At 72.0% G+C, this 25,094-nt stretch carries 18 protein-coding genes and 1 riboswitch; of the genes, 7 read left to right on the top strand and 11 right to left on the bottom strand.

All coding sequences use genetic code 11. The annotated features are described in order from the left end of the window. Positions 1-11: 11 nt before the first annotated feature. The 4 genes from sucC to ACGFSA_RS05000 all read right to left on the bottom strand — a co-directional run bounded on the left by sucC (position 12) and on the right by ACGFSA_RS05000 (position 6,554). A complete protein-coding gene (sucC, locus tag ACGFSA_RS05015; RefSeq protein WP_266982419.1) occupies positions 12-1,193 on the bottom strand; it encodes an ADP-forming succinate--CoA ligase subunit beta in 1,182 nt (393 codons plus the stop codon). 647 nt (positions 1,194-1,840) lie between these two features. Further along, a complete protein-coding gene (locus tag ACGFSA_RS05010; protein WP_393299760.1) occupies positions 1,841-3,076 on the bottom strand; it encodes a VWA domain-containing protein in 1,236 nt (411 codons plus the stop codon). Then, complete coding sequence (locus tag ACGFSA_RS05005; RefSeq protein WP_393299757.1) at positions 3,073-5,445, bottom strand: DUF5682 family protein; 2,373 nt, start codon at positions 5,443-5,445, stop codon at positions 3,073-3,075. The genes ACGFSA_RS05010 and ACGFSA_RS05005 overlap by 4 nt, the downstream gene beginning before the upstream one ends. Beyond that, positions 5,442-6,554, bottom strand: coding sequence for an AAA family ATPase (locus ACGFSA_RS05000; protein WP_393299754.1), 1,113 nt, complete (start codon positions 6,552-6,554; stop codon positions 5,442-5,444). The genes ACGFSA_RS05005 and ACGFSA_RS05000 overlap by 4 nt, the downstream gene beginning before the upstream one ends. Positions 6,555-6,672: 118 nt before the next feature. Here ACGFSA_RS05000 and ACGFSA_RS04995 point away from each other — a divergent pair, with 118 nt between their 5' ends. Together ACGFSA_RS04995 and ACGFSA_RS04990 are read left to right on the top strand one after the other, a co-directional pair. Then, positions 6,673-8,070: an SWIM zinc finger family protein gene (locus ACGFSA_RS04995; RefSeq protein ID WP_393299751.1), complete on the top strand. Its 1,398-nt coding sequence runs from the start codon at positions 6,673-6,675 to the stop codon at positions 8,068-8,070. Positions 8,071-8,087: 17 nt separating this feature from the next. Beyond that, positions 8,088-9,686 (top strand): DUF5691 domain-containing protein, encoded by a 1,599-nt coding sequence (locus tag ACGFSA_RS04990; protein WP_393299748.1) that lies wholly within the window; start codon positions 8,088-8,090, stop codon positions 9,684-9,686. A 296-nt stretch (positions 9,687-9,982) separates the two neighbouring features. Here the strand turns inward: ACGFSA_RS04990 and ACGFSA_RS04985 are convergent, their stop codons facing one another. Further along, on the bottom strand, positions 9,983-10,396 hold the full coding sequence (locus ACGFSA_RS04985) for a cobalamin B12-binding domain-containing protein (protein WP_266982434.1): 414 nt from the start codon (positions 10,394-10,396) through the stop codon (positions 9,983-9,985). Positions 10,397-10,747: 351 nt separating this feature from the next. On the opposite strand from ACGFSA_RS04985, the gene ACGFSA_RS04980 reads away from it, so the two are divergent. Beyond that, entirely contained in the window at positions 10,748-11,611 is an 864-nt protein-coding gene (locus ACGFSA_RS04980) for an esterase/lipase family protein (RefSeq protein ID WP_393299746.1), read from the top strand. A 296-nt stretch (positions 11,612-11,907) separates the two neighbouring features. Then, positions 11,908-13,398 (top strand): M23 family metallopeptidase, encoded by a 1,491-nt coding sequence (locus ACGFSA_RS04975; protein WP_393299743.1) that lies wholly within the window; start codon positions 11,908-11,910, stop codon positions 13,396-13,398. Positions 13,399-13,543: 145 nt separating this feature from the next. Here the strand turns inward: ACGFSA_RS04975 and pcrA are convergent, their stop codons facing one another. Further along, positions 13,544-15,997, bottom strand: coding sequence for a DNA helicase PcrA (gene pcrA / locus ACGFSA_RS04970; RefSeq protein ID WP_393299740.1), 2,454 nt, complete (start codon positions 15,995-15,997; stop codon positions 13,544-13,546). A 257-nt stretch (positions 15,998-16,254) separates the two neighbouring features. Then, a riboswitch (cyclic di-AMP (ydaO/yuaA leader) is annotated at positions 16,255-16,420 on the top strand. Between the two features lie 7 nt (positions 16,421-16,427). On the opposite strand from pcrA, the gene ACGFSA_RS04965 reads away from it, so the two are divergent. Then, complete coding sequence (locus tag ACGFSA_RS04965; RefSeq protein ID WP_393299737.1) at positions 16,428-17,591, top strand: NlpC/P60 family protein; 1,164 nt, start codon at positions 16,428-16,430, stop codon at positions 17,589-17,591. Between the two features lie 73 nt (positions 17,592-17,664). Here the strand turns inward: ACGFSA_RS04965 and ACGFSA_RS04960 are convergent, their stop codons facing one another. Continuing rightward, positions 17,665-18,018 carry a hypothetical protein gene (locus tag ACGFSA_RS04960; RefSeq protein WP_393299734.1) on the bottom strand — a complete coding sequence of 118 codons (354 nt, stop codon included), beginning with the start codon at positions 18,016-18,018 and terminating at the stop codon, positions 17,665-17,667. Between the two features lie 353 nt (positions 18,019-18,371). Here ACGFSA_RS04960 and ACGFSA_RS04955 point away from each other — a divergent pair, with 353 nt between their 5' ends. Beyond that, entirely contained in the window at positions 18,372-19,421 is a 1,050-nt protein-coding gene (locus ACGFSA_RS04955; protein WP_393299731.1) for an NlpC/P60 family protein, read from the top strand. 110 nt (positions 19,422-19,531) lie between these two features. Here ACGFSA_RS04955 and ACGFSA_RS04950 read toward each other — a convergent pair whose 3' ends face one another. Both ACGFSA_RS04950 and ACGFSA_RS04945 read right to left on the bottom strand, forming a co-directional pair. Next, entirely contained in the window at positions 19,532-20,227 is a 696-nt protein-coding gene (locus tag ACGFSA_RS04950) for a LuxR C-terminal-related transcriptional regulator (RefSeq protein WP_393299728.1), read from the bottom strand. Further along, positions 20,224-21,510 carry a PspC domain-containing protein gene (locus tag ACGFSA_RS04945; protein WP_393299725.1) on the bottom strand — a complete coding sequence of 429 codons (1,287 nt, stop codon included), beginning with the start codon at positions 21,508-21,510 and terminating at the stop codon, positions 20,224-20,226. The genes ACGFSA_RS04950 and ACGFSA_RS04945 overlap by 4 nt, the downstream gene beginning before the upstream one ends. Before the next feature lie 189 nt (positions 21,511-21,699). Between ACGFSA_RS04945 and ACGFSA_RS04940 the strand changes: the two genes are divergently transcribed. Beyond that, the gene (locus ACGFSA_RS04940) at positions 21,700-23,010 is read left to right on the top strand and encodes a PspC domain-containing protein (RefSeq protein WP_393299722.1); all 1,311 of its coding nucleotides are present in this window, start codon (positions 21,700-21,702) and stop codon (positions 23,008-23,010) included. 156 nt (positions 23,011-23,166) lie between these two features. Here the strand turns inward: ACGFSA_RS04940 and ACGFSA_RS04935 are convergent, their stop codons facing one another. Both ACGFSA_RS04935 and ACGFSA_RS04930 read right to left on the bottom strand, forming a co-directional pair. Next, positions 23,167-23,676, bottom strand: coding sequence for a DoxX family protein (locus ACGFSA_RS04935; protein ID WP_393299719.1), 510 nt, complete (start codon positions 23,674-23,676; stop codon positions 23,167-23,169). A gap of 123 nt (positions 23,677-23,799) precedes the next feature. Then, positions 23,800-25,065 carry a hypothetical protein gene (locus tag ACGFSA_RS04930; RefSeq protein ID WP_393300270.1) on the bottom strand — a complete coding sequence of 422 codons (1,266 nt, stop codon included), beginning with the start codon at positions 25,063-25,065 and terminating at the stop codon, positions 23,800-23,802. Positions 25,066-25,094: the final 29 nt, after the last annotated feature.

The raw sequence follows: 25,094 nt of genomic DNA, 5'->3' as shown, positions 1-25,094 counted from the left end.
TCCCTCGTCCCTTACTTCGCAGCCGCGGCGAGCTCGGCGGCCTTGTCGGCCGCGCCGTCCATGGTGTCCACACGCTGCACCAGCGGGTGGTTGGCGTCGGAAAGGATCCTGCGACCCAGCTCCGCGTTGTTGCCGTCGAGGCGCACGACCAGCGGCTTGGTGACCTCTTCGCCCTTGCTCTTGAGCAGCGCGAGAGCCTGGACGATGCCGTTGGCGACCTCGTCGCAGGCGGTGATGCCACCGAAGACGTTGACGAAGACGGACTTGACGTCCGGGTCGCCGAGGATGATCTCCAGGCCGTTCGCCATGACCTCTGCGGAGGCGCCGCCACCGATGTCGAGGAAGTTGGCGGGCTTCACGTTGCCGTGGTTCTCACCGGCGTACGCGACGACGTCCAGGGTCGACATGACCAGACCGGCACCGTTACCGATGATGCCGACCTCGCCGTCGAGCTTGACGTAGTTGAGGTTCTTGGCCTTGGCGGCAGCCTCGAGCGGGTTGGCCGCGTCCTTGTCCTCGAGGGCCTCGTGGCCGGGCTGACGGAAGTCGGCGTTCTCGTCGAGAGACACCTTGCCGTCCAGCGCCAGGACGTCGCCGGAGGCGACCTTGGCGAGCGGGTTGACCTCGACAAGGAGTGCGTCCTCGGCGACGAACGTCTCCCACAGCGTCACCATGACCTCGGCGACCTTCTCGGCCACCTCGGCCGGGAACTTCGCCTGGGCGACGATCTCGCGGGCCTTCTCGATCGTGACACCGGTGTTGGAGTCGACCGGGACCTTCGCGAGGGCCTCGGGGGTCTTCTCCGCGACCTCCTCGATGTCCATGCCGCCCTGCACCGAGGCCATGGCCAGGAAGGTGCGGTTGGTGCGGTCGAGGAGGTACGAGACGTAGTACTCCTCAAGAATTTCCGGCGCGGTCTCGGCGATCATCACCTTGTGGACCGTGTGGCCCTTGATGTCCATGCCGAGAATGTCGGTCGCCCGGGCGACCGCCTCGTCGGGGGTGGCGGCCAGCTTGACGCCGCCGGCCTTGCCGCGGCCGCCGACCTTCACCTGCGCCTTGACGACAGACTTTCCGCCCAGCCGCTCGGTCGCCTCGCGGGCTGCCTCAGGCGTGTCAATGACTTCACCGGCCAGCACCGGTACACCGTGCTTGGCGAAGAGGTCCCTCGCCTGGTACTCGAACAGGTCCACGCGCGTCCGTCCCTTTTCAGTGGTCTCGCGGTTCGTTTTCAGCGTGGGCGTGCCGCGAGGGGCAACGTGACTGCTCGGTCACAAGGAAGGCGCACACGGTTACCGAGTACGCGGCATGTCCATCTCGCAGGTTATCCCCGAGCTCCGCATGACCCTAAATCGCAGATCGCACCTGGGCGGTGATTACGGTCACAGACCGTGCCGGCGACCGGGTCGCGGTGGATGGAACGGCACGGGCCGCGCCGGTGGAGCGAGGGCGGCCCGTGGCCGGGCGGAGCCCACGGTCGGGACGCGGTGGTCCGGACACGGCGGGGAACCGCCCGGCCGCGGGCCGGGACGAGCACTCGGCGCCCCGAGGGGTCTCGGATCTCTCGGGCCGGATACTCCGGAGCGGTGAAGGCGGCCACCGCGTCGCCCGGACAGGCGGGAGCGATCGGATCCGGACCCGCCGCTCCGTGCGCCGCGTGCTCGACGGCCGGACGGGCGTCGCGGCCGGCCCGCGCACCGGGCGCGGGCCGGCGTCTGAACGTACGGCTGCTGCCGTCACCTCGGAGTGAGCCCTCCCGGAAGGGCGCGGACCGCGGAACGCGGCCCTCCGCGGGCGACGGGACGATGCACGACCTTCCCGGGCTGACGCACGTCCCTTGTTACTGATGGGTCTCCTTGTCCGGTACGGGCAGTGGCCTCTTCTCCAGTGCCGCTGCCATCACCTCCGGAAAGAGGTCCGGGGTGCACGCGAAAGCCGGTGCTCCGAGCGCGCCGAGCGCCGCCGCGTGCTCGCGGTCGTAGGCGGGCGCGCCCTCGTCGGACAGGGCGAGCAGCGTCACGAACTGCACACCGGACGCCTTCATCGCCGCCACCCGCTTCAGCATTTCGTTGCGGATGCCGCCTTCGTAGAGGTCGCTGATGAGAACCACGACGGTGTCGGCGGGCCGGGTGATCCGGGACTGGCAGTAGGCGAGCGCCCGGTTGATGTCCGTGCCGCCGCCGAGCTGGGTGCCGAAGAGTACGTCGACGGGGTCGTCGAGCTGCTCGGTGAGGTCGACGACAGCCGTGTCGAAGACGACGAGCCTGGTCCGCAACGTACGCATGGAGGCGAGCACCGCGCCGAAGACGGAGGCGTAGACGACGGAGGCGGCCATCGACCCCGACTGGTCGATGCAGAGGATGACGTCCTTCTTCACCGCCTGCGCGGCGCGTCCGTAGCCGATGAGCCGCTCGGGGACGACCGTGCCGGCCCCGTCCCCGCCAGGAAGGAGGAGGTAGTTCTTGAGGTTGGCCCGGATGGTGCGGTCCCAGTCGATGTCGTGGTGACGCGGCTGGCTGATCCTCGCCGAGCGGTCGAGCGCGCCGGTCAGTGTGGCCCGGGTGCGGGTGGCGAGCCGCTTCTCCAGGTCGTCGACCACCTTGCGTACGACGGCTCGTGCCGTCTCCTTCGTCGTCTCGGGCATCGCCTTGTTGAGCGAGAGCAGGGTGCCGACCAGGTGGACGTCCGCCTCGACGGCCTCCAGCATCTCCGGCTCCAGCAGCAGCGCGGAGAGACCGAGCCGGTCGATCGCGTCGCGCTGCATGACCTGGACGACAGAGCTGGGGAAGTACGTGCGGATGTCGCCGAGCCAGCGGGCGACGGACGGGGCGGAGGCGCCGAGTCCGGCCGAGCGCTCGGTCCCGCCGCGACCGCCGGGCCTGCCCCCACCGCCGTACAGCGCGTTCAGCGCGCCGTCCATCGCGGCGTCCTGTCCGGTCAGGGTGCACCCGGTGGACTCGGCGCTGTCCGCGCCCAGCGCCATGCGCCACCGCCGGAGCCGTTCGTCGTCCGCCGGGCCCCGCCCGGCGGCGCCCGGCCGCTCCGCGTCCGTGCCTGATTCCGTGACCGTCGTCATCCTGTTGCCCCCAGCGGTTCCATGGCGTTGTCGGCACCCTCCGCGCCCGCGGCTTCCAGTCCCAGCAGCAGCCGCAGCACCGGCACCACCGCGTCCGCCCGCGCCTCGTCGAGGCCTGGCCCGAAGCCGGGTGTCCCTGTCCCGACGGCGGTCGCGGCCGGTGCCCCGGCGGCCGGACCGCGTCGTACGAGCTCGCCGAGCGTGCGCCGTACGCCTGCTTCGTACGCCGAGAAGGTGCGGCGCAGCAGCGGGAGCACATCGGTGAACGTGTCGGCGGGGACACCGGCCAGCCAGGCGTCGACCAGGCCGAGCAGCCGCTCGTCGTGGACAAGGAGCATGCCGCCCCCGTCGGCCCCGCCGACGAACCCCTCGATCCAGGCCGCCGCGTCGGCCGGGGGTGTGCCGGGCGAGAGGGCGAGGCCCATCAGCCGTGCCGCGTCGTCCTCTTCGAGCCGCCCGTCGTCGAGGAGCAGCCGCGTCGAGCGGCCCCGGATGACGCCCGCGACCGTGTCCCGGGCGGCCAGCTTGTGCAGCACGGCGGCCCAGCGCTCACGGAGTCCGTCCGCCGGTACGGTTCCGGCGAGCAGCCCGATCGCGATGTGGACGCCGTCCACCTTGCGGCGCAGTTCGGCGGCTCCGTCGGCGTCGAGCCCGGTGCAGGCGGGCGGCAGTCCGACGCAGATCCGCTCGGCGAGCCCGGCAGCGACTTCGCCGAGCGCCGCGGTGTCCGTGGACCGCACGTCCCCGTACCGCAGGGTGCGGGCGAGGGCGGGCAGGGCGTCGGCGAGGTGGCCGACGTCTGCGTCGAGCGCGGCGCGGTCGGCGAGGGCCCGCATCACCACGGGCAGCGCCTCGGGCAGTTCGGCGAGGAGACAGCACTCGGCGAGCGCGGTGACCTCGGCGAGGGCGGTCGCCGATACGGCCTCCGACTCGGCCCTGGCCGTCGCGGCGGAGAGCACGGTGGTGCCCCAGACCCCGGCCTCCGCGACGCGTACGTGCAGCTCGGGCTCCCAGTGCAGCCGCCAGGTCTCCCGGAAGGTGCCGGTGCTCCCCCGCCCCGTGGCCGGTTCACCCCAGCAGACGGCGAGGAGCCGCAGGCGGTGCAGCATGCGGCTGCGGGACGCGTCGGTGTCCTTGCGGAGGTCGAGCTCCAACTCCCGCTCCTGCGCTTCCGGTTTGAGCCGCAGGGCGCGCTGGAGCCGGGTGAGGTCGCGCTGCAACGGTACGGCCGGGGCAGTGTCCGGCACCTCGCCGAGCGTCTCGCCGACGATGAGCCGGTCCCGGACGAGCGCGAGCGGCACATCGGAGCCCTCGCACATCACCGCCCGGATCGCGTCCGTCGTCTCGTCCAGTCCGGCGAGCGGGCGGCCGCGCATCGCCGCGAGGGTCCCGGCGAGCCGGACAGCCTCGATGACATGGGCGGAGGACACGAACCGGTCCTCGTCGCGCAGGAGTCCGGCGACCTTGGTCATCCACCGCTCGACGGGACGGTCGGGGGCGGCGAAGAGGTGTCCGTACCAGCCGGGCGAGTCGATGCCCGCCCCGTATCCGCTGTGCCGGGCGAGCCGGCGATGGGTCCAGGGCACCCACGTCAGCTCGGCCTTCACCTTGGGCAGCCCCCTGACGAGGGCCCGGTCGGCGGTGACGGTCGTCCGCGCGCCGAGCGCGGGCACGTGCCAGGCGCCGCAGACGACGGCGATGTCGTCCCCGAACTCCTTGCGCGCGGCCCGCAGCTGGATCCGCATGTGCGCCTCGCGGACGGCGTCGCGGGGATGCCCGCCGTCCCCGTACACCTCGCGCAGCGCCGTCATCGCCTCGCCGAGCGCGGCGAACGGGGCGCGTGGGTCGGCGAGTTCGCCGTTCGGTGCGCGGTGCTCGACGACGTCCTCCCACCAGCGCTCCGGGTCGTCGTATCCGGCGGCTTCGGCGAGGGCGCCGATCGGGTCGACCGGAGGCGCGGCGACCGCGTCGGCCGGGGCGGCTTCCTCAGCTCCCCGCTCCTTGTCCTCGCTCCCGTCCGGGGAGTCGGTCATGGCCAGGGAATGCGCCGCAGGCAGGTCGATGAAGCGGACCGGGACATCGTGGCCCAGCGCCCAGCGGATCGCGACCCACTCGGGCGAGAACTCGGCCAGCGGCCAGAACGCCGCCCGCCCCGGATCGTCCACTGCATGGGCGAGCAGCGCGACAGGTGGCCGCATCTGCTCGTCGGCGGCGAGCGGCAGGAGTGCGTCCCCCTCGGGCGGCCCCTCGATGAGGACCGCCTTCGGAAGGGCGGCCTCCAGTGCGGCGCGGACCGCGCGGGCGGAGCCTGGCCCGTGGTGCCGGACCCCGAGCAGCAGCGGCCCGGCGGCGGGCGCTGCCCCGGTCATACGGAGACCTCGCGGCAGGCGCGGTAGAAGTCCTTCCAGCCGTCCCGCTCCCGGACCACCGTCTCCAGGTACTCCTGCCAGACCACCCGGTCCGCCGCCGGGTCCCGGACGACCGCGCCGAGGATGCCGGCCGCGACATCGCCGGGGCGCAGCACTCCGTCGCCGAAGTGGGCGGCGAGCGCCAGGCCGTTGGTGACGACGGAGATGGCCTCGGCCGTGGACAGCGTGCCCGACGGGGACTTGAGCTTGGTGCGTCCGTCCGTCGTGATGCCGTCGCGCAGTTCACGGAAGACCGTGACCACCCGTCGGATCTCGGCCATGCCGTCCGGGGCGGCCGGAAGGTCGAGCGAGCGCCCCATCTGGTCGACGCGCCGGGACACGATGTCGACCTCGGCGTCGGGCGTGGCGGGCAGCGGCAGCACGACCGTGTTGAACCGGCGGCGCAGGGCGCTGGACAGCTCGTTGACCCCGCGGTCGCGGTCGTTGGCCGTCGCGATGACGTTGAATCCCCGGACGGCCTGGACCTCCTGTCCCAGCTCCGGAACGGGGAGCGTCTTCTCCGACAGGATCGTGATGAGCGAGTCCTGCACATCGGCGGGGATGCGGGTGAGCTCCTCGATCCGCGCGGTCATGCCCTCGGACATGGCACGCATCAGCGGGCTGGGTACCAGTGCGTCGCGGCTGGGGCCGTGCGCCAGCAGCTGCGCGTAGTTCCACCCGTAGCGGACGGCTTCCTCGGGTGTGCCCGCCGTGCCCTGGACGAGCAGCGTCGAGTCGCCGCTGACAGCGGCCGCGAGGTGCTCGGAGACCCAGGTCTTGGCGGTGCCGGGAACACCGAGGAGCAGCAGCGCCCGGTCGGTGGCGAGTGTCGTCACGGCGACCTCGACGAGGCGGCGCGGCCCCACGTACTTGGGTGTGATCACCGTCCCGTCCGCCAGCACGCCGCCGAGGAGATAGGTGGCCACCGCCCACGGGGACAGCTTCCATCGGGCGGGACGCGGGCGGTCGTCGGCTGCGGCGAGCGCCTTCAGCTCGTCGGCGAAAGCGTCCTCGGCATGCGGGCGCAGAGCTGCTGCGCCGACGCCTGCGGTGGATTCGGACACGGTCATGGATCCCCCTCCAGATCGGTCGACCGGATGTGGTTCCCACCGTGCACCACGCCACTGACAATCGGCTGTCTCCGCAGGTCGGAGCCGATTGTCAGTGCCGCGTCCTACCGTCGTCGCCATGCTGCTATCTCACGGGGGAGAACCCTTGCGCACCGCTGCTCCGGTGGCGCGCTGGACGGTGGAGCAGGTGCTGGCCCTCGCTCCTGACGAGTCATCGCGCAAGGCGGGAGGCAGGCTCGGTTCGGCCGGGCCGTGGTCCGGTGGGGGCTGCGACGGGTCGGGCGCGGTGTGGGGTCTGTGCAAGGGAAGCGGAAGCAGGCCGTACCGGACGGTGGTCGATACGACGGGCCCCGCGTACAAGTGCAGTTGCCCCAGCCGGAAGTTCCCGTGCAAGCACGCCCTGGGTCTGCTGCTGCTCTGGGCGTCGGACGAGGCGGTGCTCGGACCGGCGGAGGTGCCGGACTGGGCCGGGGAGTGGCTCGACGGCCGGCGCGGACGCGCGGCGGCGAAGGCGCAGCCGGAGGCGGCCGCGGGTGGCGCCGCGGCGGGTCCGGCGGACCCGGAGGCCGCCCGGCGGCGCGCCGAGCGGCGGGCCGGGCGGATCACCGGCGGTGCACAGGAGTTGGAGCAGCGGCTGACGGACCTGGTGCGCGGCGGTCTGGCGGCGGCCGACCAGTCGGGGTACGGACTGTGGGAGGAGACGGCGGCCCGCATGGTCGACGCACAGGCGCCGGGACTTGCCGGCCGGGTCCGTGAGTTGGGGGCGATCCCGGCGTCCGGCCCCGGCTGGCCGGCGCGGTTGCTGCAGGAGTGCGCGCTGCTGCATCTGCTGGACACCGCCTGGCTGGGCATCGACCGGCTGCCGGAGCCGCTGGCCGCGACGGTCCGTACGCGGGTGGGGCTGACATCCCCCGCCGACGGCCTCCCGGTCCGTGACCGGTGGCTGGTCCTCGCCCAGTACGACACCCCGGACGGCAGGATCGTCACGCGTCGGATCTGGCTGTACGGAAAGGACTCGGGCCGCACCGCGCTGCTGCTTTCCTTCGGAGCGGCCGGGCGCTCCCCCGGGCAGGCCCTGCCGGTGGGCGTCACGCTCGACGCCGAACTCACGCCGTATCAGGGGGCCGGGCAGCTACGGGCGGAGCTGGGCGCGCAGTTCGGTGCGCCGGTGCCGTCCGGCACTCCCCCTCGGGGCTCCACGACCGCGGCCGCGGCCGCCGCGTACGGGCGCGCCCTGCGGGACGACCCCTGGCTGGAGTCCTGGCCGGCGACGCTGCGCGAGGTCATACCGGTGCCGTCGGGCGACGGCTGGCAACTGGCGGACGCCACAGGCGGTACGGCCCTGCCCGTCGTCCCGTCGGCGCTGTCCCGGCCGGGCCTGTGGAAGCTCGTCGCGCTGTCCGGCGGCGCGCCCGTCACGGTGTTCGGCGAATGCGGCCACCGCGGCTTCGACCCGCTCGCCGCCTGGGCCGATGGCTCCGACGGCGGTGCGGCCGAGACCGTACCGCTCATCTGACCGTTGGAGGAGGACCGATGCCCAGTACAACCACCCCGTGGGAAGAGCTCGTCACCTCGGCGTTGCTCGGCACCGATCGCCGACCGTCGACGGCGGGCGGCGATCGGGGGCCGGTCGCGCTCCTGGACGCGGCGGCGCTCCAGACCGTGCGGCACAGAGCCGGACTGCTGCCCGCGCCCGCGGCCGCGCGGCCGGGGACGGCGCCCGCCGACCCCCGGCCGCCCCTGCCGCCGGCCGCGCGGCGCAGACTCGCCCAGCTGCTCGCCGACCGGTCGGCGCCGGGCGGTGCGGGCGGCCGGCGCGGTGCCGCGCCGGATCTCACCGAGCTGATCCCGCAGTGGCTGGCCACAGCCGGTCTGCACGGCTACCGGGCTCCGGCGGCACTGCTCCCGGCGCTGTTGGACGCGGCCCGCGCCCGTACCGACCTGCGGCCGCAGGCCCTGGCGTTCGCCGGGCCGCGCGGGCTGTGGCTGGCCCGGCTGAATCCCGAGTGGAAGTTCGCGCTGCGCGGCTCGGCCGGCGGCGCGCCGCGGCCCGAGGTGACGGACCCGGAGGCGGTGCGCAGGCTGTGGGAGGAGGGCTTGTTCGCCGAGCGCGTCGCCCTGCTCGGGGCCGTACGCGCGCATGATCCGGGGAGCGCGCTCGCGCTGCTGACCAGCACCTGGCCGACGGAGCGTGCCGAGGACCGGCTGATGTTCGTGGACTCGCTGCGTACCGGGCTGTCCGGTGCGGACGAACCGTTCCTGGAGCAGGCGCTCTCCGACCGCAGCCGCAATGTCCGCGCGACGGCCGCCGAGCTGCTGTCCGCGCTGCCGGAGTCGGCGCTGGCCGGGCGGATGGCGGCCCGTGCGGCGTCGTGCGTGAACCCGGACCTGACAGCCAGTTCCGCGTCCGTCGCCGTGGAGGCACCGCATGAATGCGATGCGGAGATGCAGCGCGACGGCGTGGTCGCGGCGCCGCCGTCCGGCCGGGGCGAACGGTCGTGGTGGCTGGGCCAGTTGGTGGAGTCGGCCCCGCTGTCCACCTGGCCGGCGCGGTTCGGCGGGCGTACGGCGCAGGAGATCGTCGCGCTGCCCGTCGCCGACGGCTGGGGTGAGGAACTGCACGCGGCGTGGTGCCGGGCGGCGGTGCGGCAGCGGGCCCCGGAGTGGGCCCGCGCGCTGCTGGGCGCCCCCTCTGTACCCCCGTCGAACGGCCCCGGCACGGCGTCGCTCGCCGAGCGCTCCAAACTCCTCGCCACACTGCCCGGTGCGGAACGGGCCGCGTGGGTGGCCGACTTCATTGCCGCGCACGGGCTGTCCGAGGCGTTCCAGCTCCTGGGGGTCTGCGCGATTCCCTGGGCGGAGCCGCTGGGCAGATCGGTCGTCGACGCACTCGACATCGCCCGCGACGCGGGGAGTTATCCGTGGAGCTTCAGCGGCGTGATGGGCCTCGCCGAGCGCTGCCTGAACCCGGCGGAAGCGGACCGCCTGGAGGTCCTCACGACGACACCGGACGAGCCGGAGGGCGCGTCGCCGGGAGCCGCCGGCTACTGGTCGGAGGCGTTCCGGCGTCTGGTCTCCACCCTGCGGCTGCGCGCGGCGATGGAGGCGGAGCTGAGGCCGGAGGCGGTGTAGGGGGTGCGGTGGTGCCGGCGGCGGGTTGCGCGGCCCGCGCCGTGCTGTGTCCTTAGAGCCTGTCGGGTGACCTTCGATCGGAGAGCGGACGCGGCGTGGTGCGTGCGATTCCAAGGCGCCGGGATGGCCTCGTAGCGGAGCTACTAGGGCATTTCGGCAACGCCGGAAGCGTGCGTGCCACGCCGCGTCCGCCCGATCAGAGGTCGCCCGACAGGCTCTTAGAGGCCGCGCACACAGGTGGGGCGGCGTCTAAGGACACAGGGCACCGGGCGGACGGGCGCTCCGGCCCGCCCGGGTCAGGCGTCTGCGGACTGTCGGACGTTGGCGTTCACCCAGTCGACGATCGAGCCCGTCGTCGCACCCGGGGTGAAGATCGCCGCGACGCCCTGCTCCTTCAACGGCGCGATGTCCGCCTCGGGGATGATGCCGCCGCCGAAGACCTTGATGTCCTCCGCGTCGCGCTCCTTCAGGAGCTCGATCACCTTGGCGAAGAGCGTGTTGTGCGCGCCGGAGAGGATCGAGAGGCCGATCGCGTCGGCGTCCTCCTGGATCGCGGTGTCGACGATCTGCTCGGGCGTCTGGTGGAGCCCGGTGTAGATGACCTCCATACCGGCGTCGCGCAGCGCCCGCGCGATCACCTTCGCCCCGCGGTCATGGCCGTCGAGGCCCGGCTTGGCCACCACCACACGGATCGGACCGGTCACACCCATCACTGCCTCCACATGCGTCTCCCGTGCCGGAAAGGGCCGGGGATGTGAACGAACGTTATCTACAGCATCCCGCAACCCGCCGTTTCGCGGTGGGCCGGGAGGGGGAAATCACACCTGGGACATGTTCGCCAGGCCCCGTTCCCGCATCACGCAGCACACCTGCCGCGCGGGCCACGGAGCAAGGGGAGCCGCAACGAGGTCGCCGTACCACCGCGCCGTCAGCCGCACGGCACGGTGGTACGGCTCGTCGACAAGGTGGCCCGACCAGCCATCCGCGCCTCTGCCACGGCGCCCCATGAGGGCATACGGGGACTTGAGCCGCCTCCCGTGCGCCGAAGCAGGAGGTCGGCCATGAAGGTCCTGCCTTTCCTTCCGCTACTGCTGCGCCGGCCGTGTCTGCGCCGCACCTGGCTGTCATCGGCACTGCTGAGGGCCACCGCGCTGGAGCTGGTCGTGCTCGTCGGGCACGTACTCCTCTACCCCTCGGGCATGACCGGGGAGCGGCATGACGCGACGCCCCCGGCCGAACAGCCGCCCACCGCGCCGGCCGGAGCCCGGGCCCTGCCCACCGAGAGCCCCGAGCGGCGGCCCGTCGTGCTCCTGCACGGGTTCATCGACAACCGCTCCGTCTTCGTGCTGCTGCGCCGTTCCCTCGCCCGGCACGGCTGGCACCATCTGGAGTCCCTCAACTACTCACCGCTGACCTGTGACATCCGCACGGCCGCCGAACTTCTCGGCCGGCATGTCGAGGAGATCTGCACCCGCACCGGTCACCACGAGGTCGACATCGTCGGCCACAGCCTCGGTGGCCTGATCGCCCGTTATTACGTGCAGCGACTCGGCGGTGACCGACGGGTCCGCACTCTGGTCACGCTCGGCACCCCGCACGGCGGGACCGCCGTCGCCCCGGTGGCCAGTGCGCACCCGATCGTGCGCCAGATGCGCAGCGGTTCCGCCCCGATCGAGGAGCTGCGCCGCCCCGCGCCCGGCTGCCGCACCCGGTTCGTGAGCTTCTGGAGCGAGCTGGACCAGGTGATCGTCCCGGCCGAGGCGGCCTGCATCGACCATCCGGACCTCGATGCGCTGAACGTGCGCGTCACCGGGATCGGCCACCTCGCGCTGCCGGTCCACCCGGCGGTCGCCGCCGGGATCCGGCAGGCCCTGGAGTCCCCGGAATCGGCCACCGGACTCATGGGAGCCGCCTCGGTGGCCTGAAGGGCCGGAGTCCCTCACCGGCGCAAGGCCGCCACGCCGTGCCGGGGCACGCGCCCCCGGGCACCATGCCCGCCCGGAGCGCGCTCACAAATAGAACACGTTTCGAACATAGAGCCAAGGGTCTGTGCACAGTCCGCCGAAAGACGGCCGATTGCCCGTTTCCTGCGGGCCCAGGGCCTGACGAGGATTGTCGCCGTCACATACTGCCGGGTACAGTCGCGGCCACTGCTTTCCCCCTGGGATTCCCCACCGGGCCCCCAGAACCAGGTCCTGCTGCCGAGGCGAGAGAGAAGTTGGTGAACGACCAGCACCCCCACGCCGGGTATGTCGGTTTCGACAGCCACTCCACGGGCAGCTACAACAGCGACCCGCTCTTCGGCTCCCTCCCGGGCAGCTACGACGGCACGTACGACACCACCGGCTACAGCAGCGGCTACGACACCGGACAGGCCGGGTACAGCGGTCAGTACGACTCCGCCCAGTGGGACACCGGCGCGCATCGGGCCACCGCGTACGACCCCTATGCCGCGTACGGGACCCAGCACCCGCAGCAGTACGACACCACCGCGACCTGGATGCCGGAGGCCCCGGGCATCCCCGCGCAGGGCGGCGCTCCGGACACCTCGGGCGAGTGGGACACCAACGGCTGGCACCAGAACGGCCAGTGGGCGACGACCGGGACGGCCGCCTACGACACCGGCGCGTACGACGCCACTGCCTGGAACACCGGCGCCACGCCCGAGCACGAACAGCAAACCGCGCAAACTGCGCACGAGTCGTACGAACCCGAACAGGCCGCGTACGAGGTGTACGAGGACCGGGGTTCCTACGCTCCGTACGAGCCCTGCCCGCCGGCCGGGACCGCGGAGCCCGCGGACATCGCCGCGACCTCCGAGTTCGGCGTCGTCGACCTGGGCCCGGACCTCGACGCCGATGCGGACGACGCGGACGACGCGGCGGACCGGGCAGACCACGCGGTGCACCACCCCGTCGGCATCCCCCGCCCTGCGAGCCGTTCCGTCACCCGCGGCGGCGGTGGCAGCCGCGGCCGGCGTCGTACCCCCGCCAAGCGTTCCGCTCTTCTCACCGTCGCCGTCCCCTCCGCCTGCGTGATGAGCGTCGCCGGTATCGCCGCCGCCTCCGTCGGCGGACTCGGCAGCGGCGGGGACACCAAGGACGACACCATGTCGATGGCGGCCGCCGACCCCGGCAGCGTCAAGCCGGTCGCCGCCAACAACAAGCTCGATACCCAGCTCGCCAACGTCAGCGCCGACGCCAAGAACTTCGCCGACCGCGCCAGCCGCACCCAGGAGCGCATCGACCTGAGGGAGCGGCAGGCCGCCGAGAAGAAGAAGCGCGAGGAGGAGGCCGCCCGGAAAGAGGCACTGCGGCCCAAGTTCCTCCTGCCGGTCAAGGAGCACGGCCTCAGCGCCTACTTCGGCCAGGCGGGCGTCAACTGGATGTCCGTGCACACGGGCATCGACTTCCCCGTCTCGTACGGCACTCCGGTGATGGCCGCGACCGACGGCACCGTGCGCACCCAGTGGAACAGTGCCTACGGGAACATGGCCATCGTCACCACGGCCGATGGCACCGAGACCTGGTACTGCCACCTCAGCAGCACCAGGATCCGCTCGGGCCCGGTCAAGGCCGGTGACGTCATCGCCTACTCCGGGGACTCCGGCAACTCCACCGGCCCGCACCTGCACTTCGAGGTCCGGCCCGGTGGCGGAGCAGCCATAGACCCGCTGCCCTGGCTCCGCAGCCACGGCCTCGACCCGACCTGAGCGGCAGAGCCCGCCACGGCGCAGGCCCTACCCGTCAGCAGGGGGCGGGCACCCGCGCCCGCCCCGTCGGCTCCGGGGCGGACCCCCAGGGTCTTTCGTTTGGATCAGGCCGGACGGGAGCCCGGCCAAGATCTTCAGTGCCCTCCTAGAGCTTCTCCACCGGCGCGTACCGCAGCAGCAGCTTCTTCGGTCGTTCGTCCCCGAAGTCGACCGTCGCCTTCGCCTGGTCGCCGATCCCCTCGACCGCCGTCACCGTGCCGAGCCCGAACTGGTCGTGCGTGACCCGGTCCCCGACCACCAGCGTGACCGTCGGCTTGTCCGAGGTGCGCCGGGTCGCGAAGCCCGAGGGGCCCGAGCGGGCACGCGACGAGGACAGCGACGACGTGATCCCCGACGTCGGTCCGGCCGGGGCCGCCATCGGCCCGGTCCGCTTCCACTCCAGGTGCTGGTCCGGGATCTCCTCCAGGAACCGCGACGGCGGGTTGTACGAGGGCTGACCCCACGCACTGCGCATCGCCGCCCGCGTCAGGTAGAGCCGCTCACGGGCACGGGTGATCCCGACGTACGCGAGGCGCCGCTCCTCCTCCAGCTCCTTGACCTGTCCCAGGGCGCGCATGTGCGGGAAGACGCCGTCCTCCATGCCGGTCAGGAACACCACCGGGAATTCGAGCCCCTTGGCCGTGTGCAGCGTCATCAGCGTGATGACGCCGGAGCCGTCCTCGTCCTCGTCGGGGATCTGGTCGGAGTCGGCCACGAGCGCGACCTTCTCCAGGAACTCGGCGAGCGTGCCCGTGCCCGCACCTTCCTCCCCGGCGGACTCCCCCCGCTCCTGCTCGAATTCGAGCGCGACGGCGGCGAGTTCCTGAAGGTTCTCGATCCGCGTCTCGTCCTGCGGGTCCGTGGACGCCTGGAGCTCGGCGAGATAGCCGGTCCGTTCCAGCACCGCCTCCAGCACCACGGCGGGGCCTGCGCCGGACTCGACGATCGTGCGCAGTTCCTCCATCAGCGTGTTGAACCGCTTGACGGCGTTGGCCGAGCGGGCCGCCATGCCGTACGCCTCGTCGACGCGGCGCAGTGCCTGCGGGAACGTGATCTTCTCGCGCAGCGACAGGGCGTCGATCATCGCCTCGGCGCGGTCACCGATACCGCGCTTGGGCACGTTGAGGATGCGGCGCAGCGGAACGGTGTCCTCGGGGTTGGCGAGGACCCGGAGGTAGGCCAGGATGTCCCGGACCTCCTTGCGCTCGTAGAAGCGCACGCCGCCGACGACCTTGTAGGGCAGGCCGACGCGGATGAAGATCTCTTCGAAGACGCGGGACTGCGCGTTCGTCCGGTAGAAGATCGCGACGTCGCCGGCCTTCGCGTCGCCCGCGTCGGTCAGCCGGTCGATCTCGTCGGCGACGAACTGCGCCTCGTCGTGCTCGGTGTCCGCGACGTAGCCGGCGATCCGGGCGCCCTCGCCCGCATTCGTCCAGAGGTTCTTGGGGCGGCGGCTCTCGTTGCGCTCGATGACCGCGTTGGCGGCGGAGAGGATCGTCTGCGTGGAGCGGTAGTTCTGCTCCAGCAGGATCGTCGTCGCGTTCGGGTAGTCCTCCTCGAACTGGAGGATGTTGCGGATCGTCGCGCCGCGGAAGGCGTAGATCGACTGGTCGGCGTCACCCACGACGCAGAGCTCGGCGGGGGCGTCGGCCTCCCCGGCCGGGCCGACCAGTTCGCGTACGAGCGTGTACTGCGCGTGGTTGGTGTCCTGGTACTCGTCGACGAGGACGTGCCGGAAGCGGCGGCGGTAGTGCTCGGCGACGTCGGGGAACGCCTGGAGCAGATGGACCGTCGTCATGATGATGTCGTCGAAGTCCAGTGCGTTGGCCTCGCGCAGCCGGGACTGGTACATCGCGTACGCCTGGGCGAGCGTCTTCTCGAAGCCGTCCGCAGCCTGGCCGGCGAAGGTCTCCTCGTCGATCAGCTCGTTCTTCAGGTTCGAGACCTTGGCCGTGAACGACTTCGGCGGGAAGCGCTTCGGGTCGAGGTCCAGATCGCGGCAGACCAGGGCCATCAGCCGCTTGGAGTCGGCCGCGTCGTAGATCGAGAACGACGAGGTGAAGCCGAGCCGCTTCGACTCGCGGCGCAGGATCCGTACGCACGCGCTGTGGAACGTCATGACCCACATGGCGTTGGCGCGCGGTCCGACGAGCTGTTCGACGCGCTCCTTCATCTCGCCCGCGGCCTTGTTGGTGAAGGTGATCGCCAGGATCTGGCCGGGGTGCACGCCGCGCTCGGCCAGCAGGTGGGCGATGCGGTGGGTGAGCACCCGGGTCTTGCCGGAGCCCGCGCCGGCGACGATGAGCAGCGGCGATCCGGCGTGCACGACCGCGGCGCGCTGCTCGGTGTTCAGCCCGTCGAGCAGGGCGGTGGAGTCGATGGCGGGGCGGTGGGCGCCGTCCCGGTAGTACGCGTCCCGAGGCGGCGGGGGCGCGTCGAACACGCCCGCGAAGAGGTCCTCCGGCACCGCTTCGGGTGCGGAGTCCTCGGGAGGCGGCGGGGGTTCTTCCTCCGAGTGCTGGAGGCCGGCCAGGAAACTGTCGTCAAAGAGGCTGCTCATCGCCTCACGAGTCTAGGGCGACGCACCGACACTCTGCGGCCGCATGGAGAAGTGCGGCCGGAAGGCGCCTACGTACGGAGAGCGGCCACCCACGCCCCGTAAGGAAATCGAGGCCCGGATCACGCCCTCCGGCCCCTCTTCGCCAAGGTCACGAAAACGTATCGGACATATCGAACATCAACCTTCACAGCGGCACCACGGTTGGCTAGCGTGCTCCGTCAGGTGGCCCGTACCCCCTTGAGGCGAACCACGCCGAGCGGGCTCCCCCGCCGAATCCGCGCTGCCCACAGGGGAGTTCGGAACCGGGGACCCACAGGCAAAACCGGGGTGAATCGGTCCATATCCCCACTCGGACCGTAGGGCAGCCTTCCATTTCAGCCCGAACCCGACAGCTAACCCGGTAGGCGTGCCACGGAAGGAGACGCCGGCTTTGGCATCGCATCGCAAACCGCGCAGCCGGGCACGCACCACCACCCCCGCCGTCGGGCTCACGACGGCCGCACTGGCAGGGGTGACCCTGCTGTCGACCCAGAGCGCCATGGCCGCTCCGGGTGCACCCAGGCCCAGCATCGAGGACGTGCAGAAGAAGGTCGACGATCTCTACCGGCAGGCGGGCACCGCGACCCAGCAGTACAACAGGGCGAAGGAGGCCTCCGCCACGCAGCGCGGCAAGGTCGACGCCCTGCTGGCGGACGTGGCCGAGCGCGCCGACAAGCTGAACGAGGCGCGCAGGACGCTCGGCAACTACGCGGCCGCGCAGTACCGCACCGGCTCCATCGCCCCGACCGCCACCTTCTTCCTGGCCGACGACCCGCAGTCGTACTTCGACCAGAACCAGCTGATGGACCGGATGACCGCCCAGCAGCAGAAGGCGGTCACGGACTTCCGTACGCAGCAGGAAGCGGCGGCGAAGAAGCGCACCGAGGCGGTGAAGAGCCTGGAGACGCTCACCGAGTCCCAGGCCACGCTCCGGACCAGCAAGCAAGCCGTCCAGAAGAAGCTGGGCGAGGCGCGCGCGACGCTGTCGAAGCTGACGGCCGAGGAGAAGGCGCGGCTGGCGGCACTGGAGCGCGAGAAGGAGGCGGAGGCCAAGCGCAAGGCGGAGGAACTCGCCCGCCGGCAGGCCGCCGCCAAGGCCGAGGCGGACCGCAAGGCCGAGGAGGCGGCGAAGGCGGCCGGCTCCACCGGCGGCACCGGGACGGGCGCGGGAACCGGGACCGGGACCGGCGCGGACACCAGCGCCACCACGAACGCCGAGAAGGTTCTCGCGTTCGCCCGCGCCCAGATCGGCAAGCCGTACGTCTGGGGAGCGACGGGCCCCTCCTCGTACGACTGCTCGGGGCTGACCCAGGCCGCCTGGAAGGCGGCGGGCGTCGACATCCCCCGCACCACCTGGGACCAGGTGAAGATCGGCACCCGGATAGCCACGGCCGACCTGCAGCCGGGCGACCTCGTCTTCTTCTACGACGACATCAGCCACGTCGGTATCTACAAGGGCGACGGCATGATGATCCACGCGCCGAAGCCGGGGGCGAACGTCCGCGAGGAGTCGATCTACTACATGCCGATCTACGGCAGCGTGCGCCCGGCGTGACGCCGGCCCTCATGCGCGAGTGAGCCCCTGCCGGATCCGGCAGGGGCTCACTCGCGCATGAGGGTGGTCCGGCTCAGGTCCAGAGCGTCGCGATGAAGATGTTGGCGACCGTCAGTCCGCCGACCGCCGCGAACACGCCTTTCTCGACCTTCTCCTCGTCCCGCTTGATGTAGACCAGCGCGAGGATCACCACCAGGACCGCCAGCTTCACGCCGATCTTGATGTTGTTGACCGAGTGGCCGTCGGCCTGGTTGAGCCCGACCAGCGCGACACCGGTGACCAGCATGGTCAGCGCGCCGTGCAGCATCGCCGGGACGAAGCGTGCCGTGCCCGCGCCCATCGCCTTCATCTGGGTCAGGAAACCGCCCAGGAGGGAGGCGATGCCGATGATGTGCAGCGCGACGAAGACATTGATGAGTACGTCCATGAGGCAGCAGCCTAGCCGGGGCCATATCACCCCTCTTCGGCGAGGTGGGGCACTCCTCGGCATTTCGCTTGCATCTGCACCAATTGCCTGACTCTGGTGCAATTTTTCAGTCACTCAACGACAACACATCGCCAAATTCGGGCAATGACCGTCATTGCGACTCTTCCCCGCGCCCCGGGCTTAGCGTCCCTGTCCAGGTGGCCGGCTTCACCGCTCCGCACCCGGACGGCACCCCGGTCGCCCCGCCGAGAAATCCGGCGGCGGGCCGCTCCCCCTGTTGGCGTCCCGCCGCCGGACCTCAGCGGCCCGCCGGTAGGCCCCGACGGGCAGTCGACGCAAGGAGCCCCGCCCCCGTGGCAGCGCATCGCAAACCCAGGCAGCGCCCGCACACCGGCTCCGCCGCCCGCACCGCAGCCACCCTCGCCTTCGCCGCGGCGGCGACCGCCGCCGCCCTGCCGGGCTCCGCGCACGCCGAACCACAGCCCACCCCCGCCCGGATCAAGGCCGCGGTGGACCGGCTGTACCACGACGCCGAGGTCGCCACCGAGCAGTACAACGGCGCGAAGGAGAAGGCGACCGCCGCCGCCGAGTCCCTGAACGCACTGCGCGACGAGGCCGCCCGCAGGACCGAACGCCTCAACGCCTCCCGCAACGCACTCGGTTCGCTCGCCGCCGCGGAGTACCGCACCGGCGGCCTCGACCCGGCCGTGCAGCTGGCGCTGTCCTCGGACCCCGACCAGTATCTGCAACGGGCCTCGTACGTGGACCGGGCCGCCGACCGCCAGGCGGCCGAGGTCTCCGACGTGCAGCGGCAGGTCACCGAGATCGCCCAGCTGCGCGCGGAGGCGAAGGACGAGCTGGCGGCCCTCACCGCCCGCCGGGCCGACCTGAAGAAGCACCGGACGACGGTCAGGGCCAGACTGGCCGACGCCCAGAAGCTCCTGGACACCCTCTCGCCCGCGGAGCGCGCCGAGTTCGAACGCTCGGACACCGCCCGCGCCACCGCCCGCGCGGATCGCAGCGCCCCGCGCTTAGGCACCGTCCAGGCCCCCAACGCCCGCGCCGCGGAGGCCATCGCATTCGCCTACGGGGCGCTCGGCAAGCCGTACGTCTGGGGCGCGACCGGACCGTCCTCGTTCGACTGCTCCGGGCTGACCCAGGCCGCCTGGCGCTCCGCCGGCGTCTCACTCCCCCGCACCACATACACCCAGATCAACGCCGGCCGGAACATCCCCCGCTCCGAACTCGCCCCCGGTGACCTGGTGTTCTTCTACTCCGGGATCAGCCATGTCGGTCTCTACATCGGCGACGGACAGATGATCCACGCACCGCACCCCGGAGCGCCGGTCCGCATCGCGCCGATCGGCGGCATGCCCTTCGCGGGAGCGACCCGGGTCGCATAGGCTCCCTTGCTCCGCGGTTCGCGGTCCTGAGAGGGGCTCACAAAATGGGAGTCCGATCAGCACGCACCAGACCGCGTCCGCTTTCCGATCGAAGGCCACCCGACAGGCTCTCAGACCAGCCGTCGGGCCGTCGCCCACCGCGTCAGCTCGTGCCGGTTCGACAGCTGGAGCTTCCGCAGTACCGCCGAGACATGCGACTCGACCGTCTTCACCGAGATGAACAGCTGCTTGGCGATCTCCTTGTACGCATAGCCGCGCGCGATCAGCCGCAGCACCTCGCGCTCGCGCTGCGTCAGCCGGTCCAGGTCCTCGTCGACCGGCGGTGCGTCCGTGGAGGCGAACGCGTCGAGGACGAAGCCGGCCAGCCGGGGCGAGAACACCGCGTCGCCTTCCTGTACCCGGAAGACCGAATCGACCAGATCGGTGCCGGTGATCGTCTTGGTGACGTAGCCGCGGGCGCCGCCGCGGATGACACCGATGACATCCTCGGCGGCGTCGGAGACGGACAGCGCAAGGAACCGCACCGGGTTCTCGACCGCGCCCATCAGCGGGGCGCAGCGCCGCAGCACCTCGACGCCGCCACCGCCCGGCAGATGCACGTCGAGGAGGACGACCTCGGGGCGGGTCGCCGTGATGACGGTGACCGCCTGGTCGACGTCGGCGGCCTCGCCGACCACCTCGACACCGGTCTCCTCGGTGCGGCCGATCTCGGCCTGGACTCCGGTGCGGAACATCCGGTGGTCGTCGACGAGCACGACCCGTACCCGGCGCTCCGGGCCCCCGGTCGGTTCGGTGGTCTCCGTCATTCGCTCGCCCTCTCCATCTCCAGCTCGACTTCCGTGCCCCCGCCGGGCACCGAACGCAGCCGCGCCGTACCGCCGTTGCGCTGCATCCGGCCGATGATTGATTCTCGTACGCCCATTCTGTCCCCCGGTACCGAGTCCAGGTCGAATCCCGGGCCCCGGTCGCGCACCGAGACGAAGACCGTACGGCCCTCGACCTCCGCGTAGACCTGCACGGCACCGCCCTCGCCGCCGTACTTGGCGGCATTGACCATCGCCTCGCGGGCGGCCTGCATCTGCGCGGCCAGTTTCTCGTCGAGCGGGCAGTCACCGACGACGACGACCTCCAGCGGGACGCCGTGCTTGTCCTCGACCTCGGCGGCGGCGCGTTTGACCGCTTCGGCGAGGGTCTCCGGTTCGTCGCCCTCGTCCTTGCCGGTGCCCTCGGGGTTGTACAGCCAGTTGCGCAGCTCGCGTTCCTGGGCGCGGGCCAGTCTGCGGACCTCGTTGCCGTCGTCCGCGTTGCGCTGGATCAGGGTGAGGGTGTGCAGCACGGAGTCGTGGACGTGAGCCGCGACCTCGGCGCGTTCCTGCGCCCTGATGCGCATCAGACGTTCCTCGGACAGGTCCTGGGTCATGCGGACGAGATAGGGACCCGCCAGCAGCGCGATGCCGGTGAGGACGGCGATCGCCGCGGTCAGGACATTGCCGAGCTGGGCCGCGGAGCCGCGTACCACCATGAACACGGCGAGTCCCAGGCCGACCAGGGCGACCCCGGCCAGCGCCCGGGCCAGATGCAGCACCCGGCGGCGGCCTCCGACCTCCATCCAGCGGGCCCGGCGGGCGTTGTCGGCCTGCCGCCACACCAGGACGGAGCCCGCGCCGATCAGCAGCATCGGCCAGATGTAACGGTCGGCCCCGCTGCCCATGTCGACGTTGCCGACGAAGATGACGGCGCCGATGAGGAGCGCGAGAAGAGCGAACACCTGCCCCTTGTCGGGCTTGCGGAGCCTGCGCCGGCCGTCGGGGGCCGTCTCGACGACGGAGCGCGGCGCCTCGACACCGCCGACGCCGAGCGGGACGACGATCCAGAACACGGCGTAGAGCAGAGCCATGAGGCCGTCCGCGAAGAACAGTCCGAGGAAGACGAACCGCACCCAGACGACGGGCAGCCCGAGATGTCCGGCGAGACCGCGCGCGACGCCGCCGAGCAGCCGTCCGTCGGCGCTGCGGTACAGCTTGCGCAGCGGTGGCTCCTCCGGGTCGGCGCTGAGGGAGCTTGCGGCTCGGGGTGTGGCGGTCGGCATGCCCTGAATCGTCACATGGACGGGTGCGCGGCGGTATCAGGGTCTGCCCCCACTTCGACCCTGAGACGGGCGGGTCGCACCTGCCGCACGCCGCGAAGGCGCCCTTCAGGGTCCGGGGGAACCAATATCAGGGATCGGCCAGGGTCGGCCCGGGTCCCGCCGGCGCCGGCCGCCCGTCACCATGGAGCCATGACCGTTCCCCAGGACGCCGCGCCCGGCGTCGCACCGCCGCCCGCACCGAGACCGCAGCTGCAGCGCAGCTCGCGGCAGAAAGTAGTGGCCGGGGTGTGCGGCGGACTCGGCCGGTACTGCGACGTGGACCCGGTGATCTTCCGGATCGTGATCGGTGTGCTGTCGGTGACCGGTGGAGTCGGCCTGATCTTCTACGGCTTCGCATGGCTGCTGCTCCCGCTGGAGGGCGAGGAGGAGAACGAGGCGCGCAGGCTGCTGTCCGGCCGGGTCGAGGGGGCGTCGCTGATCGCGGCGCTGTTCGCGCTGATCGGCTGCGGGCTCTTCCTGTCCATGCTGGGCAACGGGGGCACGCTGGCGTTCTCCGCGATGCTGACGCTCGCGGTCATCGGTTTCAGCGTGTGGACGCAGCACCGCAAGACCGCCGCGCCCGAGGACCCGCTGCACCCAACGGCCGCCGCGCAGGCGGTGGCGGACGCCCCGCCGGAGGTGAAAGCGCCGCCGTCGCCGGGCAGCCCGTCCTGGTGGCGGGATCCGATCGTCAAGGACGGCACGTCCGGGCCGGTGGGACCGGGGTATCTGTGGGGCCCGGCGGGTGCCGTGGCCGACAGTCCGCCGGTACCCCGCAGGGCGGCGGACTCCCCGTACCGCGCACCCGAGCCGGCCCGGGCCAACCGGGGGCCACGCTCGATCGGCGGCCTGGTCTTTCTGCTCGCCCTGATCGCGGGCGGTCTGGGCACGGGGCTCAGCTGGCACACGCATCCGTTCGGTACGAGCCTGCAGTTCGGCCTGGCCGCGGCGCTCGCCGTGTTCGGTGCGGGGATGCTGGTCAGCACCTTTCTCGGCAGGACCGGGTTCGGCACCGTCCTGCTGGCAATGATCATGGCAGCGCTGCTGGCGGGCGCGGCCGCGCTGCCGAAGGACATCAGCACCCATTGGGTACGGGAGGAATGGCGCCCGGCATCGGTCGCCGCGGTCCAGCCGCGGTACAAGCTGGGCAGCGGTGTCGGCAGACTCGACCTGTCGAAGGTGCCGGCCTTGAAGGGTGACACGGTCCGGACGCAGCTAGGGGTCGGCGCGGGCCAGGCGGTCGTCGTCGTACCGAAGGCGGTGACGCTCCGGGTGCGGGCGCACGCCGGGGTCGGCGACATCCGGCTGCCGGGCGATCCGCCGGGCAATGTGAACATCAGCCCGTCGCGGAAGGAACACCGCACGATCGCCCCGCCCGCGGGCGTCACCCCGGCGGGCACGGTCGAGCTGGATCTGGAAATCGGTATCGGACAGGTGGAGGTCATTCGTGCTGCGTCATGAGATCCGGCCGGGCCGGGGGGTCGCGGGGATCGCGATGCTCGCCCTCGCCGCCGGTTACGCGGCGGACGCGGCGGGCACCTGGGACGCCCCCTGGGCCTTCTTCTGCCCGGTGTTCTTCGGCGGCCTCTGGCTCGCCGCGACCACGACGTGGATCGGCTACGGTATCCGTCGCCGTCGCGACGCGAGGAAGGCGTCCACGGAGAACGACGCGGCGCCGCCGAGCACCAGCGGCAGCCAGGCCATGAGGTAGGCCAGGTCGTTGCCGAAGTAGTACGGCCTGACCTGCCAGCTGACGGTCAGCCACAGGCTCAGCGAGATCAGCGCCCCGCCGAGTGCGGCGAGCCGGGCCCACAGCCCGATCAGGGTGCCGATGCCGACGGCGATCTCACCGAGGGCGATGGCGTGCCCGAAGGCTCCCGGGCTCTTCAGTGCGAGGTCGACGAGGGCCGGGATCGCGGCCGAGTCGCGCGCCGCGTGCATCGTCTCGCCGATGGAGCCGGGGCCGGTGGCGCGGAAGAAGGCACTGTCCGTCAGTTTGTCGAGCCCGGCGTAGAGAAAGGTGACACCGAGAAAGATCCGCAGCGGCAGCAGGGCATGCTCCCGCGTCAGCTCCCGGATGCTTCTCACCTCGCCCAGACCTCGCGAATTCATGCCATACCCATGCATAAGACCCCGCCCTTCCGTCGACCCGTCACCAGACCATACGTACGCGGCGAACGGGCTGCTCAGCTGCCCCGCGGTTCGCTCAGACCCGAGCGGCGGCCGGGGGGAAGGACGGTCTGTCGCTTCTCAGTCCGTGACGTCGATCTCGACCCGGTTCGTCTCCACCCCGGCGGCTGTCACGACCTGGACGTCAACCCGCCCGGGTTCCACCTCCACCGGGACCGGCACGGTGAGCACGGTGTCGGTCGGGTTGGCGAAGCCTCCGGTGACCGGGATCAGCGGGACATGGACATGGACCCGGCCGATCCGGACCACCATGCGGGCCAGCCGGTCCGGGGCCCCGGCGCCGGGCGGCACGAAGCCCGCGCCGCGGATCTCGATGTCGTCGCCGGTACGGATCGGCGCGTCCAGGTCACCGGCCTCCCGGGCCCGTACGACGGACAGCACGACCGGGCGCCCGCCCTCCGCGTGCTTCCCCGCGAAGTACGTCGCCGCGGAGACCGCCACCAGCAGGGCCAGCCCCCAGGGCAGATCGGGAAGCTGCTCGGGCCGGCGGGCCAGCCGGACCGCGGCGAAGAGGACGGCTACGGCGCTCACCAGCACGTACTGCACATCCGTGAAACTGCCGCGCCCGGAGTCGTCGGTGAGCAGATCGGCAGCGCGCGGCCGGTCCGCCCGCAGCTTCTGCAGACGCTGCGCGAGGACGCGTACGGTCACCACCCGGCGCACGAGCACGGCGACGGCGCACACCAACGCCAGCACGGTCAGCACCCCGGCGCCACGCGCCAGTTCCAGACCGTCGATCAGCGCGTCGCGCTCCGCGTGGCCGGAGGCCCCTGCCAGCTGCAGCGCGAGGACGAGTACGGAGAAGACGGCGAGCAGCACCCAGGCGACGGCGACCGCACGGGAGGTGGAGAGCCGGTTGTCCTCGCCGATCAGCGGGGCGAGAACGCCGCCGCGGACCCGGTGGAAGCGGGCGGCTCCGGTCAGCAGTGCCGCGGTGACGGCCCCGGCGAGCAGACCGGCGGTGCGGGCGGTCGACCAGCCCGCGCCGATCGCGGTGACCGACTCGCCGATGACGAGCACGGCGACGCTCCCCCAGACGACGGCCAGGGTGCGCTGCCAGACGCGGTGGAGCCAGGCGTCGCCCTCCTCCCGACTGCGTTCGGCGACCGTGCGGGCCGACTCGGTCAGCTCGTCGGAGACCCACTGACGGGTCGCGGACGCGGACTGGGCGACTCCGGCCGGCAGGCCCTGGCCTGCGGCGAGTCCATCCCGTTTGGCCAGGAAGGCGGCCACCGCGCGCCGGTGTCCCTCGCGCGCTCCGTGCGGGCAGTCGCCGCACGTACAGCCACCGCCGTGCGCGCCTTGTCGTGCCTCGTCCAACGCCACGGAGAACGCCGCCCTTTCCCGCCCCAGTA

This window comes from Streptomyces sp. NPDC048496 (assembly GCF_043200055.1).
Lineage (GTDB): Bacteria > Actinomycetota > Actinomycetes > Streptomycetales > Streptomycetaceae > Streptomyces.
Note: the sequence above shows the minus strand (reverse complement) of the source record. Positions and strands in the feature narration are given on the sequence as shown.